The organism is Nocardiopsis mangrovi (assembly GCF_042653925.1).
Lineage (GTDB): Bacteria > Actinomycetota > Actinomycetes > Streptosporangiales > Streptosporangiaceae > Nocardiopsis_B > Nocardiopsis_B mangrovi.
In genome coordinates, this window is record NZ_JBHSFQ010000006.1 from 107353 (window position 1) to 120693 (window position 13341).

Annotated in this window: 11 protein-coding genes; 3 read left to right on the plus strand and 8 right to left on the minus strand. The window is 73.2% G+C overall.

All coding sequences use genetic code 11. The features are described from left to right. Window positions 1-56: 56 nt before the first annotated feature. The 4 genes from ACFO4E_RS09090 to ACFO4E_RS09105 form a co-directional block, all read right to left on the minus strand. Entirely contained in the window at window positions 57-1019 is a 963-nt protein-coding gene (locus ACFO4E_RS09090) for a chitinase (protein ID WP_378573073.1), read from the minus strand. Between the two features lie 339 nt (window positions 1020-1358). After that, window positions 1359-2918, minus strand: a complete 1560-nt coding sequence (locus ACFO4E_RS09095; protein ID WP_378572821.1) for a tripartite tricarboxylate transporter permease — start codon at window positions 2916-2918, stop codon at window positions 1359-1361. Then, entirely contained in the window at window positions 2919-3527 is a 609-nt protein-coding gene (locus ACFO4E_RS09100) for a tripartite tricarboxylate transporter TctB family protein (protein ID WP_378572823.1), read from the minus strand. Next, complete coding sequence (locus ACFO4E_RS09105) at window positions 3527-4546, minus strand: Bug family tripartite tricarboxylate transporter substrate binding protein (RefSeq protein ID WP_378573075.1); 1020 nt, start codon at window positions 4544-4546, stop codon at window positions 3527-3529. The genes ACFO4E_RS09100 and ACFO4E_RS09105 overlap by 1 nt, the downstream gene beginning before the upstream one ends. 358 nt (window positions 4547-4904) lie before the next feature. On the opposite strand from ACFO4E_RS09105, the gene ACFO4E_RS09110 reads away from it, so the two are divergent. The 3 genes from ACFO4E_RS09110 (at window position 4905) to ACFO4E_RS09120 (ending at window position 7914) form a co-directional block, all read left to right on the plus strand. Beyond that, a complete protein-coding gene (locus tag ACFO4E_RS09110; RefSeq protein WP_378572825.1) occupies window positions 4905-5672 on the plus strand; it encodes an IclR family transcriptional regulator in 768 nt (255 codons plus the stop codon). After that, window positions 5669-6889 (plus strand): CaiB/BaiF CoA transferase family protein, encoded by a 1221-nt coding sequence (locus ACFO4E_RS09115; RefSeq protein ID WP_378572827.1) that lies wholly within the window; start codon window positions 5669-5671, stop codon window positions 6887-6889. Before ACFO4E_RS09110 ends, ACFO4E_RS09115 begins: the two co-directional genes overlap by 4 nt. Window positions 6890-7041: 152 nt before the next feature. After that, window positions 7042-7914 carry a citryl-CoA lyase gene (locus tag ACFO4E_RS09120; RefSeq protein WP_378572829.1) on the plus strand — a complete coding sequence of 291 codons (873 nt, stop codon included), beginning with the start codon at window positions 7042-7044 and terminating at the stop codon, window positions 7912-7914. Between the two features lie 34 nt (window positions 7915-7948). Here ACFO4E_RS09120 and ACFO4E_RS09125 read toward each other — a convergent pair whose 3' ends face one another. The 4 genes from ACFO4E_RS09125 to cofD all read right to left on the minus strand — a co-directional run bounded on the left by ACFO4E_RS09125 (window position 7949) and on the right by cofD (window position 13126). Further along, on the minus strand, window positions 7949-8713 hold the full coding sequence (locus ACFO4E_RS09125) for a DUF1266 domain-containing protein (protein WP_378572831.1): 765 nt from the start codon (window positions 8711-8713) through the stop codon (window positions 7949-7951). A gap of 512 nt (window positions 8714-9225) precedes the next feature. Beyond that, window positions 9226-10815, minus strand: coding sequence for a Na+/H+ antiporter (locus ACFO4E_RS09130; RefSeq protein ID WP_378572832.1), 1590 nt, complete (start codon window positions 10813-10815; stop codon window positions 9226-9228). 62 nt (window positions 10816-10877) lie between these two features. Continuing rightward, window positions 10878-12158: a coenzyme F420-0:L-glutamate ligase gene (locus tag ACFO4E_RS09135; RefSeq protein WP_378572834.1), complete on the minus strand. Its 1281-nt coding sequence runs from the start codon at window positions 12156-12158 to the stop codon at window positions 10878-10880. Then, window positions 12155-13126 (minus strand): 2-phospho-L-lactate transferase, encoded by a 972-nt coding sequence (gene cofD / locus ACFO4E_RS09140; protein ID WP_378572836.1) that lies wholly within the window; start codon window positions 13124-13126, stop codon window positions 12155-12157. Before cofD ends, ACFO4E_RS09135 begins: the two co-directional genes overlap by 4 nt. Window positions 13127-13341 lie beyond the last annotated feature (215 nt).

Sequence of the window (13341 nt, forward strand, 5' to 3'; positions counted from 1 at the left end):
CCGGCCGGCGCGTTCACGCGACGACCGGGCGGCGGTAGGAGGGGCGGGCCGGCGCGTCAGGTGCCGATCCGCGGACCGATCGCGTTGGCGAAGGCGTAGCCGTTGGTGGCGTCCCAGTTGATCGACCACGTCATCACGCCGCCGGTGGGCCCGTAGGGCTCCGCGGGGGTGAAGGAGCCGCAGTTGGCCCCCCGTTCGAGGCAGTCGAGGGCGCGCACGACGTTGGCCGGCGCCTGGTGGCCGCCGCCCGCCGCCGAGGGGGTGGCGGGCAGGCCCAGGCCGACCTGGTCGGGGCGCAGCCCCAGCTCCAGCTGAATGCACGCCTGGGCGGTGAGGAAGTCCACCGTCCCCTGGCTGTAGACCTGGCCGTCGCAGCCCAGCATCGAGCCGGAGTTGTAGTACTGCATGTTGATGATGGTGAGGATGTCGGGGATCGCCCGCGCCAGCTGGTGGTAGCCGTAGCTCGGCGCCTGGAAGTCGATGGTCTGCGGCGCCATCGTGATCATGAGGTCCGGGCCGGCCTGCTCGGACAGCGCGCGCAGTGCCTCCTCCATGTACTGGGCGTTGATGCCGTGTTCGAGGTCGATGTCGACGCCGTCGAACCCGTACTCGTTCATCAGGTCGTGGGTGGTGCGTGCGAAGTTCGCCGCCTCCGTGGGGTTGGCGACGCTGACGTTGCCGCGTTCACCGCCCACCGAGATCACGACCTTGCGCCCCTGGGCCTGCGCGGCGGCGATGTCGTCCTTGAACTGCTGCTCGGTGTAGCCGCCCAGTTCGCCACTGGCCAGGTTGAAGGTGATGCCGCCGGGTGTGCCGGCGAGGTTGTCGGCGAAGGCGACCGCGATCAGGTTGTAGGCGTCGGGGATGTCGCTGATCGGCAGCGTCGTGGAGCCGTTGTCGAAGTTGTGCCAGTAGCCGGTGAGCCACGGGCCCTCCGCGGCGGTGGCCGCGGGGGCGTCGGTCTCAGCAGTGGGGTCGGCCGAGGCGGGCAGCGCCGCTGACGTCAGCCCGGCCACCATCGTCAGGACGGCGGCCAGGGTGAGCGGGAGTCTGCGTCGGGCGTGAGCCTGCACGGGGGTGCTCCTTCGATCCGTTCTTCGTCGGGGGTACGGCGTGGGCTCCCCGGCGCGCGCTGCCGGGGTGCCCGTTGGGGCCGGATCCGGCCGGGCTCGAATTGTTAAGAAACCTAAGAGAACCCGGCTGCGGCGTCAACAGAATCGATAGGAAAGTTTGCAATTATGTCGCGGTCACCCGGCCGCCCCGGACGGCCCCGTACCGGCGAACGCCGGACATGACGACGGCGCGGACCGGGGAGGGGATGGTCCGCGCCGCCGTGTCGGTCGGCCCGTTCGTGGGGCTCAGGCCGCGCCCGCGGTCTCCTTCTCCGCGGTGCCGCCCGCCCGCGCGGCGCGCGCCGCGCGGACCTTGTTGACGGTCACGATGGCGCCGATGGCCAGCAGCAGGCCGTAGATGCCCAGCGTGATCCCGCTGTCGAACAGCACGCCCACGTCGCCCTGGCCCACGGCCAGCGCCCGGCGCAGCTCGGATTCCGCCACCGGCCCCAGGATGACCGCGATCAGCACGGGCGCCAGCGGGATGTCGTAGCGCCGCATCATCAGCCCGGCCAGACCCAGGAGCAGCATCAGCCACAGGTCGACCATCGACGACGCCGCCGCGTACACCCCGAGCGCGGAGAACACCGTGATCCCGGCGTACAGGTAGGGCTTGGGGATCAGCAGCAGCTTCGCCCACATCGGGGCGAAGGGCAGGTTCAGGATGAGCAGCAGCACGCTGCCGATGAACAGGCTGGCCAGCAGCGTCCACACCAGGTCGCCGTTGCGCTCGAACAGCAGCGGGCCCGGCTGCATGCCGTACTGCTGGAACGCCGCCAGCATGATGGCCGCGGTCGCCGAGGTGGGCAGGCCCAGCCCGAGCAGGGCGCCCATCGCCGTACCGGCGGTGGCGCTGCCCGCCGCCTCCGGGGCGGCCACACCCTCGATCGCGCCCTTGCCGAACTCGTCGGTGCCCTTGCCGCGGCGCGCGCGCCGGGCGGCCAGCCGCTTCTCGTTGCCGTAGGCGAGGAAGGTCGGGATCTCCGACCCGCCCGACGGGATGACGCCGAACGGGACACCGAACATGGTGCCGCGCAGCCACGCCGGAATCGTGCGGCGCAGGTCGGCGAGCTTCAGCCACGGGGTGCCGGTGTTGCGCGGCGGGCTCATCGGGGCGTCGCTCGTGTGGATCCGCCCGGCGACGTGCAGCACCTCGCCGATGGCCAGCAGGGCGACGGTCACCGTGATGATGCTGAAGCCCTCGAAGAGCTGCGGCACGCCGAGCGTGAACCGCTCGGCGCCGCTGAGGGTGTCGATGCCCACCATCGAGATGGTCAGGCCGATCCCGAGCGCCACCAGGCCGCGGACCATGGAGTCGGACACCACGGCGGAGGTCGCGATGAAGGCGAACACGGCCAGCGCGAAGTACTCGGCCGGGCCGAAGCGCAGCGCGAGCGCGATGATGGCGGGCGAGAAGAACGCCACCAGGGTGGTCGACAGGATGGCGCCGGTGAACGCCCCGATGGCCGATGTGGCCAGGGCCTGCGGGGCCCGCCCGCGCAGCGCCATCTTGTGGCCCTCGAACGTGGTCGCGATCGCCGAGCTCTGGCCCGGTGTGTTCATCAGGATCGCGGCCGTGGAGTCGCCGAACAGTCCGCCGTAGTAGACGCCGGCGAACATGATGAACGCGCCGACGGGGTCGAGTGAGAAGGTGACGGGCAGCAGCAGCGCCACGGCCATCGAGGAGCCGAGGCCGGGCAGCACGCCCACGGCGGTGCCCAGCGTCACGCCGAGGACCGCCCACAGCAGGTTCTCAGGGGTCAGCGCGGCGCCGAACCCGATCAGGAGGTGGTCGAGCGCTTCCATCTAGAGGATGCCTCCGAGGATTCCGGCCGGCAGGTTGAGGCCGAGGCCGCCGACGAATGCGATCTGGATGAACGAGGAGAACACCAGGGAGATGACGACGTCGAACAGGTAGCGCCGATTGCCCATGGCGTAGGACACCCCGAAGAACAGCAGCGCCGCCGAGATGAGCCAGCCGACGGGCTGCAACAGCAGGGCGAAGGCCGCGATCGAGGCCACGACGATGCCCACGGTGCGCCAGTCGATGCCGACCTCTCCCGCCGGGGCGGCGGGCGCGGGCGCCTCGGCGCCGTCGCCCGTGCCGCCGGCCGGTTCCCGTGCGGGCTCGGCGGTGCCGCGCCGCGGGTGCCGGATGACCTGGACGGTCAGTGCGAGCCCCGCGCCGAACATGAAGACCGAGACGATGGTCGGGAAGAACCGCGGTCCGGGCGGCTCGGTCCCCGGCGGGACCGGCATGGTGGCGGTCTGGAATGCGAGGAACGCCGCGATGCCGATCACCAGCGCGGCGACCAGGAGTTCGCTGCGCCCCTGCCGCCACGACGGCGCGGGCTCGGGGGCCGGGGCGGCCGGCGGTGCGCCGGCGGCCGCGGTGTCGGAGGTTCCGGTGGTCATCAGGACAGCCCCAGTTCTTCGGTGACGGTGGTGACGCGCTCGATCTCGGATTCCAGGAAGGCGTCGAACTCGTCGCCGGTCTGGAAGGTGTCGTCCCAGCGGTTGCGCTCCAACGTGCCCTCCCATTCCGGTGTGCCGTGCATCTCGGTGACGATCTCGGTCAGCTCGGCGCGCTCCTCGTCGCTGATCCCGGGCGGCGCCATGACACCGCGCCAGTTCGGCAGGACGGCGTCGATGTCCTGCTCGGCGAGGGTCGGCGCGTCGATCCCGTCGATGCGCTCGTGGGCGGAGACGCCGAGCACGCGCACGTTGCCGGCGTCGATCTGGTCGCTGAACTCGTTGTAGCCGCTGATGCCGACGTCGATGCTGCCGGAGAGCAGGGAGGTCAGCGCCTCGCCGCCGCCCGCGAACGGGATGTAGTTGACGTCCTGCGGGTCCGCGCCGATGTCGCGGGCGACCATCCCGCCCAGGAGGTGGTCGGTGCCGCCGAGGGAGCCGCCGCCCATGGCGACGGCGCCGGTGTCCTCGCGCAGCGCGTCGGCGAGGTCGCCCATGTCCTGGTAGGGGGAGTCCTCGCGGACCACGATGACCTCGTAGTCGTCGGCGAGCCGGGCGATGGGCGTGACGTCCTCCAGGGTGTTGGAGGAGTTGTTGACGACGATGGCGCCGATCATCACCGTCCCGGTGACCATCAGGGTGTTGGTGCTCCCCTCCTGGCGCACCGTCTGGGCCAGGCCGATGGTGCCGCCCGCCCCGGGGACGTTCAGCACCTGGGTGTTGTCCACGATGGAGTTCTCGCGGAAGGCGTTCTGTCCCTCCCGTGCCACCAGGTCCCAGCCGCCGCCGGGGGCGGCGGGCACGATCAGGTTCAGGCGGGCGTGCGCGTCGGTGGCGCTTTCGTCACTGGAGGCGGCGTTGACCACCCCGGTGCCGATGACGGCGGCCGCGGCGGCCGCGCCGACGACGCGCAGGATCCGCTGTCTGCTCATCAGGTCGCTCTTTCCGTGGTCGAAGTCCATCGGGTCCACTGCGCGGACCGTGCAGTCCGCCGATCGCCCGGCAATCACGTGCCGGTGTGTGCCGGGGACCGCACATGCCAGTGACGCAGGTCGCATCCGTCCCGATTTCGTGAGCATGACGCACCCGTTGCCACGGGGTAAAGCTTTTGGTCCTTTTGATCATCAAGATCCTTGTGTTCGCTGGCCTTTTGCCGGGAGTCGCGAAAGCGCCCCCGGCCTCCCGGATCCCGGGGCGGCGACCCTCCGCGGCCCGCCCGGCCGCGGCCCGCGGCGGTTCCGGGGTATCTGCGGCCTATGGTCAGGTGGTCCATCAAGTGGTAAGAATGGTTCACCTGACGGACCAGAAGAGGGTGACCTTTTGGCGACCGAGAGCGACGCCGATCCCGGCGTGCGCAGTGTCCTCCGGGCGCTGGACCTCCTCGCGCTGTTCGACGAGCACAACCAGCGCCGCACCATTCGCGAGCTGACCGACGCCAGCGGACTGGCCAAGACGACCGTGCTGCGGCTCGTGGGCACGCTGGAACACCGCGGCCTGCTGTGGACCCGCCCCGACGGCCGGATCGCCGTCGGTCCCGGCCTGCTGCGCTGGGCCGGGCTGGCCCGCACCGCATGGCGGGTGCCCGAGGCGATCCGCCAGGTCATGCGCGAACTGGTCGCCGAGACCGCCGAGACCGCGCACCTGTACGTGCGCAGCGACGCCGCCCGCGTCTGCGTCGCCCAGGAAGAGGGGCCGCACGCGCTGCGGCACATCGTCAACGTCGGCGACGAGTTCCCGCTGTGGGCCGGCGCGGCCGCGAAGGTTCTGCTCGCCGACGGCGACGACGCCCTGTTCCGCCGGGTGGCCGCGGCCTCCCCGCACGGCGCCCGGCACGCCGAGACCCTGCGCGAGCAGGCGGGCCGCGCTCGCGGCGACGGGCACGCGGTCAGCCACGGCGAGCGCGAGACCGGCGTCTCCGGCGTCGCCGCCCCCGTCTTCGACAGCGGCGGCCGGGTCCAGGCGGCGATCGCCCTCGGCGGCCCCACCGCCCGCTTCACCCCCGAAGCGGTGACCGAGTTCACCGCCGCCACCGTCCGCGCCGGACGGCGGATCTCCGACATCGGCCTCGACCACGGGGAGCGCCCATGACCCCGCCCGAAAGCACGAGCGGCCTCCTCGCCGGGGTGCGCGTGCTCGACCTCACCAACGTCCTGGCCGGCCCCTTCGCCGGCTACCAGTTCGCCCTCATGGGCGCCGACGTCGTCAAGATCGAGGTCCCCGGCTCCGGTGACCTCGCCCGCCGCCTCGGCGCCGACGCGGAGCTGAACGGCGAACTGCTCGGCGCGTCCTTCCTCGCCCAGAACGCCGCCAAGCGCTCCCTCACCCTCGACCTCAAGGACGAGCGGGGCCGTGACGTCCTCGCCCGGCTGCTGGCCGGGGCCGACGTGCTGCTGGAGAACTTCCGCCCCGGGGTCCTCGCACGGCTCGGGTTCGGCCCCGAGCGGCTGCGCGAGATCAACCCGGGCCTGGTCTACTGCGCCGTGTCCGGCTTCGGGGCGACCGGCCCCATGCGCGACCGCCCCGCCTACGACCAGGTCATCCAGGGGCTCTCGGGCATGATGAGCGTCACCGGGACCGCGGACTCCGCCCCGTTGCGCGCCGGGTACCCGGTCGCCGACACCCTCGGCGGCATGGCCGCCGCCTTCGCGGTGTGCGCCGCCCTGGTGCGCCGCCGGACCACCGGCGAGGGCGCCCACCTGGACGTCTCCATGCTGGAGACCGCGGTCACCGCGATGGGCTGGGCGGTCTCCAACCACCTCATCGCCGGGGTGCCGCCGCGGCCCATGGGCAACGAGAACGGCACGGCCGCGCCCTCGGGCACCTTCCGCACCGGCGCGGGCGAGCTGAACATCGCCGCCAACAAGCAGGAGCAGTTCGAGACCCTCTGCCGCGAGGCCGGCCGCCCCGAGCTGATCGGCGACCCCCGCTTCGCCGGGCGCGAGGACCGCAAGGCGCACCGGGAGGAGCTGCGGGCCGAACTGGAGGCCGGGCTCGCGAGCCGCACGGCGCTGGAGTGGGAGGAGCGGCTGTCGGCCGTGGGGGTGCCGGCGGCGCGGGTCCTTGACGTCCCTGATGTCCTGGGCCTGGACCAGGTGGCCGAACGGGAGCTCGTGCACGACCTCGACTTCCCCGGCCACCCCGAACGCACCCTGCGGGTGCTGGGCAGCGGCGTCCGGGTCGACGGGCGCCCGGCGGAACCCGCCTCGCCCCCGCCGCGCCTGGGCGAGCACACCCGCGAGGTGCTGGCCCAGCTCGGGCTGCACGACGACGAGATCGACGCGCTGCACAAGGACGGCGTGGTCTGACCCCGTCCCCGCCCCCGCGCCCCCGTCCGCGCGCACCGGTGGCCGTCCGCGACGGCGACCGGACCACCTGACAGCGATACGGCCGCCCCGCCCGCACCGGCGGGGCGCCCGGCCCCTCCCCGGCCGATACCGGGGTCTCCTCGGAGGTACTGATGAGCACGAGCGACCACGGCACGACGCCCCCCTCCCGCGAAGCGGGGGCCGACATCCCCCGGGCGCAGGTCGAGGGCTGGTGGGACACCGCCATCACCCGCATCGCCCCCGGCGAGATCGAGCTGCGCGGCTACCCGGTCGAGCGGCTGATCGGCGCCGCCTCCTTCGCCGACACCGTGTGGCTGCTGCTCCGCGGCGACCTGCCCGACCCGCACAGCGCCGCCCTGCTGGAGGCGGCCCTCGTCTCCGCCGTCGATCACGGTCCGCAGGCGCCCTCCATCGCGGCCGCGCGCATGGCCGCGACCTGCGGTACCGGGCTGAACAACGCGGTCGCCACCGGGGTCAACCTGCTCGGCGACGTGCACGGCGGCGCGGGGCAGCAGTGCATGGAGGTGCTGGCCGGCCTGGTCGAGCGCGCCCGGGCGGGGCAGGACCCCCTGGACGCCGCGCGGGCCGCCGTCGCCGAGCACCGCGCCGCACGCCGCCACGTGCCCGGGTTCGGGCACCGCTTCCACCCGCGCGACCCCCGGCGCGACCCGCTGTTGGGCCTGGTCGCCGCGGAGGTCGAGGCCGGCCGGGTCGCGGGCGACCACCTCGCGGCGGCCCTCGCCCTGGAGGCCGCGCTCGCCGAGGGGCGCGAGCGGCCGGTGCCGATGAACATCGACGGCGCGACCGCGGTGGTCTACTCCGAGCTGGGCTTCGCGCCGGAGCTGGGGCGGGGGCTGTTCGTGCTGTCGCGCTCGGTGGGGATCCTCGCGCACGCCTGGGAGGAGAAGCAGGGCGGCGCGCGGATCAAGGGGCCCATCCCGCGCCCGCTGCTGGCCGCCTACAGCGGGCCGCCCACCCGGGAAGTGCCGCCCCGCGAGCGGTGAGCGCCGCCCGCGGGTGCCCGGCGTCGCGGGCGCGTCAGAAGTGGAAGGGCATGTGCAGCCAGGGGCTCTGCGGGTGCGACATCATCGTGTGGTGCACCGCCAGCGGGGTGGTGTACCACGAGCCGAACTCGCCTTCGTCGAAGTGCAGGCAGCGCCCCAGGATGTAGCCGGCCGAGAAGTCGGCCCATGAGCCGTGGTGCCGCCGCGCCTGCTCACTCGCGCGGACCGCGACCCACTCCATGGTCGGGGGGTCGGCGTATTCGCACTGCACGCCCCACCGGGCCATGTTCGCGGCGCGCCCGTAGTCCCACGCGCCGATCCCGCTGACGAACCCCCCGTGCGGCAGCAGGCCGTCGGCGGCGAACCGCTTCTCGTAGTCGAGGATCATCCCCATGAGCCCCACGAGCATCTGGTAGCTCTCGTCGGTGACCTGCTCCTGGCGGCACCAGGCGGAGAGCGCGTCGCGCCAGGTGCGGGCGTCGACGGCGTGGCCGTACTGCCGCACCAGCTGCATGCGCATATCGAGCAGCAGGGCGCCGGTCCCGTTGCTGCTCCGGTCGCTGAGCAGGGTCTCGGCGGTGGAGCGCCAGTCCTCGGCGGATTCGATCCCCCAGTCCCGCTGGAGGACCTTGCGCTTCTGCTTGGGCTTGGAGCAGCACGTGCAGCCCTTGTTGGGCGAGTTCCACGCCACGCCGCTGTTGACGGCGATGTGCACCGCGCAGGCCAGTGCGTGGGCGAGCGGCCCGTGGAAGGGCCCCTGCGGATCGGCGATCAGGTCCGGCTGTCGGTTGCCACGCACGCGGTCTCCCCCGAAGTGCCGCACCCCAGGGCGGACCGGGCGTCCGGGGGCGGAATGGTCAGATGCGCTGGAGGCTACCCGAACCGTATGGCCCTCTCTGCTTTCCGGTCACGCTCGCCTTCTCGCTCGGCTTCGGCGGCCCCGCGTGGGGGCCTGCGGCCAGAGGCGGCGCCGCCTGCGCTCGCTCGTCGGCTCGCCGTTTGGTGCTTTCCGGTCACGCTCGCCTTCTCGCTCGGCTTCGGCGGTCCCGTGTGGGGGCCTTCGGCCGGGGGCGGCGCCTCCTGCGCTCGCTCGTCGGCTCGCCGTTTGGTGCTTTCCGGTCACGCTCGCCTTCTCGCTCGGCTCCGGCGGCCCCGCGTGGGGGCCTGCGGCCGGGGGCGGCGCCTCCTGCGCTCGCTCGTCGGCTCGCCGTTTGGTGCTTTCCGGTCACGCTCGCCTTCGGCGGCCCCGCGTGGGGGCCTTCGGCCAGAGGCGGCGCCGCCTGCGCTCGCTCGTCGGCTCGCCGTTCCGATTCACCCCGGGTGCGGCCGGTGCGGCTCACGCACGTCGAGTTCCCGCTGGAGGGTCTGGAACGCCTCGTGGCCGATGTCGCCGCCGCGGTACAGCCGGTTCAGCGCCTGGCGCTCCGCCCGGGTGATCTCGTGGCGGAGGAACGCCGCTCCGCGGACCCGCTGCTTGGCCTCGGGCCGCTGCTCAGGGCCGGCCTCCAGGAGTGCCCGCGACTGCTTCACCCGCAGCTTGTGCATCTGCCGGTAGGTCTCGGCGGCCTGCTCGTCGACCAGCGCGTCCGACAGCAGTTCGTCGATCCGGGTGAGCGCGGCCCGGCCCATGGCGACCTCCGCCGCCGCGATCTCCGAGCGCAGCCCGTGCTCCTGGGGCACGCCCAAGCGGCGCAGCAGCAGGGGCAGCGTGGTCCCCTGCCCGACCAGGGTGGCCAGCACCACCGCCGCGGCCAGGAAGATCAGCACGTTGCGGTCGGTGAACTCGCCCCGGCCGACGGTCAGCGGCAGTGACAGCGCGATGGCCAGCGAGATCGCCCCGCGCATCCCGCTCCACCCGATGATGATCCGCTCCCGCACCGGCCCCGGGTCCATCCGCAGCTTCCCCGGCAGGTACCGCGTCACCGGCGCCACCCACACCTGCCAGACCAGCCGGACCAGCACCGAGACCGCGATCACCGCGACGGCGCTCAGCACCAGCTGGGCCGGCGCCAGCCCGGAGACACCGCTGAGCACCTCGTGCAGTTGCAGGCCCAGCAGCACGAACAGCACCGACTCCAGGAGCATCACCAGGCCCTGCCACACGATGGTCCCCGTGACCCGGACCCGCGGCGGCAGGATGCCATCGCCCCGGGTCCCCAGGTAGAAGCCGGCCACCACCGCGGCCAGCACCCCGGAGAAGCCCATCATCTCCGCCGGGATGTAGGCGATGAAGGGGGTCACCAGGCTCACCACGAGCTGGGTGTTGCCGTCGCGCAGCCGCCTGCGCGACCAGGTGACCAGCAGCGCGATCACGGTCCCGTAGGCGATCCCGCCCGCGACCACCTTGACCAGCTCCAGCAGGCCCGCCGCCGGGGTCAGCGGGGTGACCATCGCGGTGACCGCCAGGCTGAACAGCGTCAGCGCCACGCCGTCGTTGATCAGGCTCTCGCCTTCGAGCACCGTGAGCACACGGCGCGGCGCGCCCACCCGCTTGAGCACCGCCGAGGACGCGACGGCGTCGGTGGGCGCGACAGCGGCGCCCAGCGCGATCGCCGCCGGCCACGCGGTGTCGGGCAGCAGCAGCCAGGTGACCCCCGCGATCGCGAACGCGCTGACGAGCGTCATGCCCACCGCCAGGGCGATGATCGGGCGGGCCTCCGCGCGCATCTCCCGAGGTGCCGAGAAGAACGCCGCGTTGTAGATCAGCGGCGGCAGGAACACCAGGAGCACGATCTCCGGGGAGACGTGGATCTGCCGCATCCCCGGCAGGAAGCTGATGGCGAACCCCAGCCCGACCAGCATGACGGCGTCGGGAACGCGCAGCCGCCCGGCCAGCATGCGTCCGGCCAGCACCGTCAGCACGACCAGCAGCCCGGCAAGGATGTAGGCATCGTCGTGCATCGCGTTCCCCCCGTCGCAGAGGCGCTACCCCCGCGTCGTCACTTAAGCGCCCCCGCCGGGCTTCAGCGCACCTCGATGAACTCCTCGGGCTTGCGCGGCGGGCGTTCCCGCGGGGCCGTCGCCGCGTGCCCGACCGCGACCGACCCCATGGGCTGCCACTCGTCCGGCAGCCGCAGGACGCGGCGGACGACATCGGGGCAGAACATCGTGGACGACACCCAGGCCGACCCCAGACCCTCCATGGCCAGTCCGACCAGCAGGTTCTGTACCCCGGCGCCCATGGCGACCAGGAACATGGAGCGCTCGGCGCCGGCCCGGCGCTCGTCGGGGTAGGGGTGGTGGCCGTCGGCGACCAGGCACGGCACGACGAGGTACGGGGCGGCGCGCAGTACGTCGCCGCGTCGCGTGCGCTTGGCGATGGACTCCTCGGAGAAGCCGTCCCGGCGCAGGTCGGCCACCCATGCGGCGAGCATGTCGTCGAGCAGCCGGGTGCGGATGTCGGCGGACTCCACCAGTACGAACCGCCACGGCGTCGTGTGGTGGGGCGCGGGCGCGGTGATCGCGGCGGCCACGGCGCGGCGCACCGCCTCGGGGTCGACGGGCTCGTCGGTGAACTCGCGGACCGTGCGCCGCGCCGTGACGACGTCGCGGGATCCGTAGCGGAACAGGTCGTCGTCGGCGGAGCGGATCAGCGCCGCCGCGCCCGCGCCGTCCTCCTCGGTCACCAGGTGGCCCAGCCCGCGCACGACCGCCACCGGGGTGCCGGTGGCCTTGCCCTTGACGAGCTCGCCGGCCGAGGCGATCTCGTCGGCGACGGCGTTCAGGCTCACGTTCAGCACGTTGCCGTGGGAGTCGGTGGTGCCGCGCAGGTCCTGGAGCGCGTCGAGCCCGGCGGCGCCGATCGCGATGTCGGTCTGGCCGACCCGCCAGGGGCGGCCGAACGTGTCGCTGATCACGATCGCGACGCGCACGCCCAGCCGCTCCCGCAGCCCCGCGCGCAGGGCGCGCGCAGAAGCGTCGGGGTCGGCGGGCAGGAGGAGGACGCGGCCGGGCTCGACGTTGGAGGAGTCCACCCCGGCGGCGGCCATGACCAGGCCGGTGCGGGTCTGCACGATGCGGGTGCCCTCCCTGCGGGCGACCACGCGCTCGGTCTCGGCGTCGATGGCGGCCTCGCGGTCCATCTCCCGGACGCGCCCCTCGGCCTTGCTGATGATCTTGGAGGTCACGACGAGGATGTCGCCGTCGCGCACCTCGGCGGCGCCGGCGATGAGCCCCGCCAGGTCGTCCCCCGACCGGATCTCCGGCAGCCCGTCGACCCCGTGCACGCTCAGGTGGGCGGTCATCGGGTCCGTCCCTTCAGCTCGGTGGCGAGGTCCAGCGCGGCGCGCGCGATGTCCGCGGTCGCGCCGATGTCGCTCATGTACAGAGGGCGGGAGCGCACCTCGATGCCCTCGGCCCGCACGCCGTCGTCGGCCTCGTCGACCAGCCAGCCGTCGAGCAGGTCGGCGCCGTAGTGCTCGGCGACCGCCCGGGCGGTGGTCTCCACGCCGATCGCGGCCAGGCAGGCGTCGGCCATGCCGCGGACCGGGGCCCCGCCGATGATGGGGGAGACGCCCACGACCGTGGCGGCGCCCATGGCCGCGCGGATACCGGGGACGCCGAGGATCGACCCGATGCTGACCACCGGGTTGGACGGCGGGAGCAGCACGACATCGGCGCTCTCGATCGCCTCCAGCACCCCGGGGGCGGGCTCGGCGTCCTCCGCGCCCACACCGACGATCCGCTGCGCGGGCAGCGCGGCGCGGTGGCGCACCCACCACTCCTGGAAGTGGATGGCGCGGGGGCCGTCGCCCTCGTCGACCACCACGTGGGTCTCGACCCGGTCGTCGGTCATCGGCAGCAGGCGCACGCCCGGCCGCCACCGGTCGCACAGCGCCTGTGTGATGGCCGACAACGGGTATCCGGCCGCCATCATCTGGGCGCGCACGATGTGCGTGGCGACGTCGCGGTCGCCCAGCCCGAACCAGGTGGGCTGCATGCCGTAGGCGGCCAGCTCCTCCTTGACGGTGAAGGTCTCGTCCGCCCGGCCCCACCCCTGCGACTCGTTGACGCCGCCGCCGAGGGTGTACATGACCGTGTCCAGGTCGGGACAGACACGCAGGCCGAAGAGGGTGATGTCGTCACCGGTGTTGCCGATGACGGTGATGGTCGATTCGTCCCCGTCGGAGCCCGCCCGTATCCCGAGCGCCTCCTTCAGGCCGCGCAGGAACCGCGCGCCTCCGATGCCGCCAGCCGGCACGACTATCCGCATGGGCTCAAGTCTGGCAGGCTGTCCTGCTATACGTGCCGTGTGCCCGCGATCCGCGGAGCGGCGTCCCTGCGCTCCGGCGTCCCCCGCGTCGATCGAGCCCCGCCGTGCAGCCGATCCTCGGCAGTCTCGACCCGTTTTCCACCCGATTCCACGACCGACCGACGATATGCCAAGCTTCCACCGACGCGACGGCGAAGCAGCGGAGGGGAACCTCT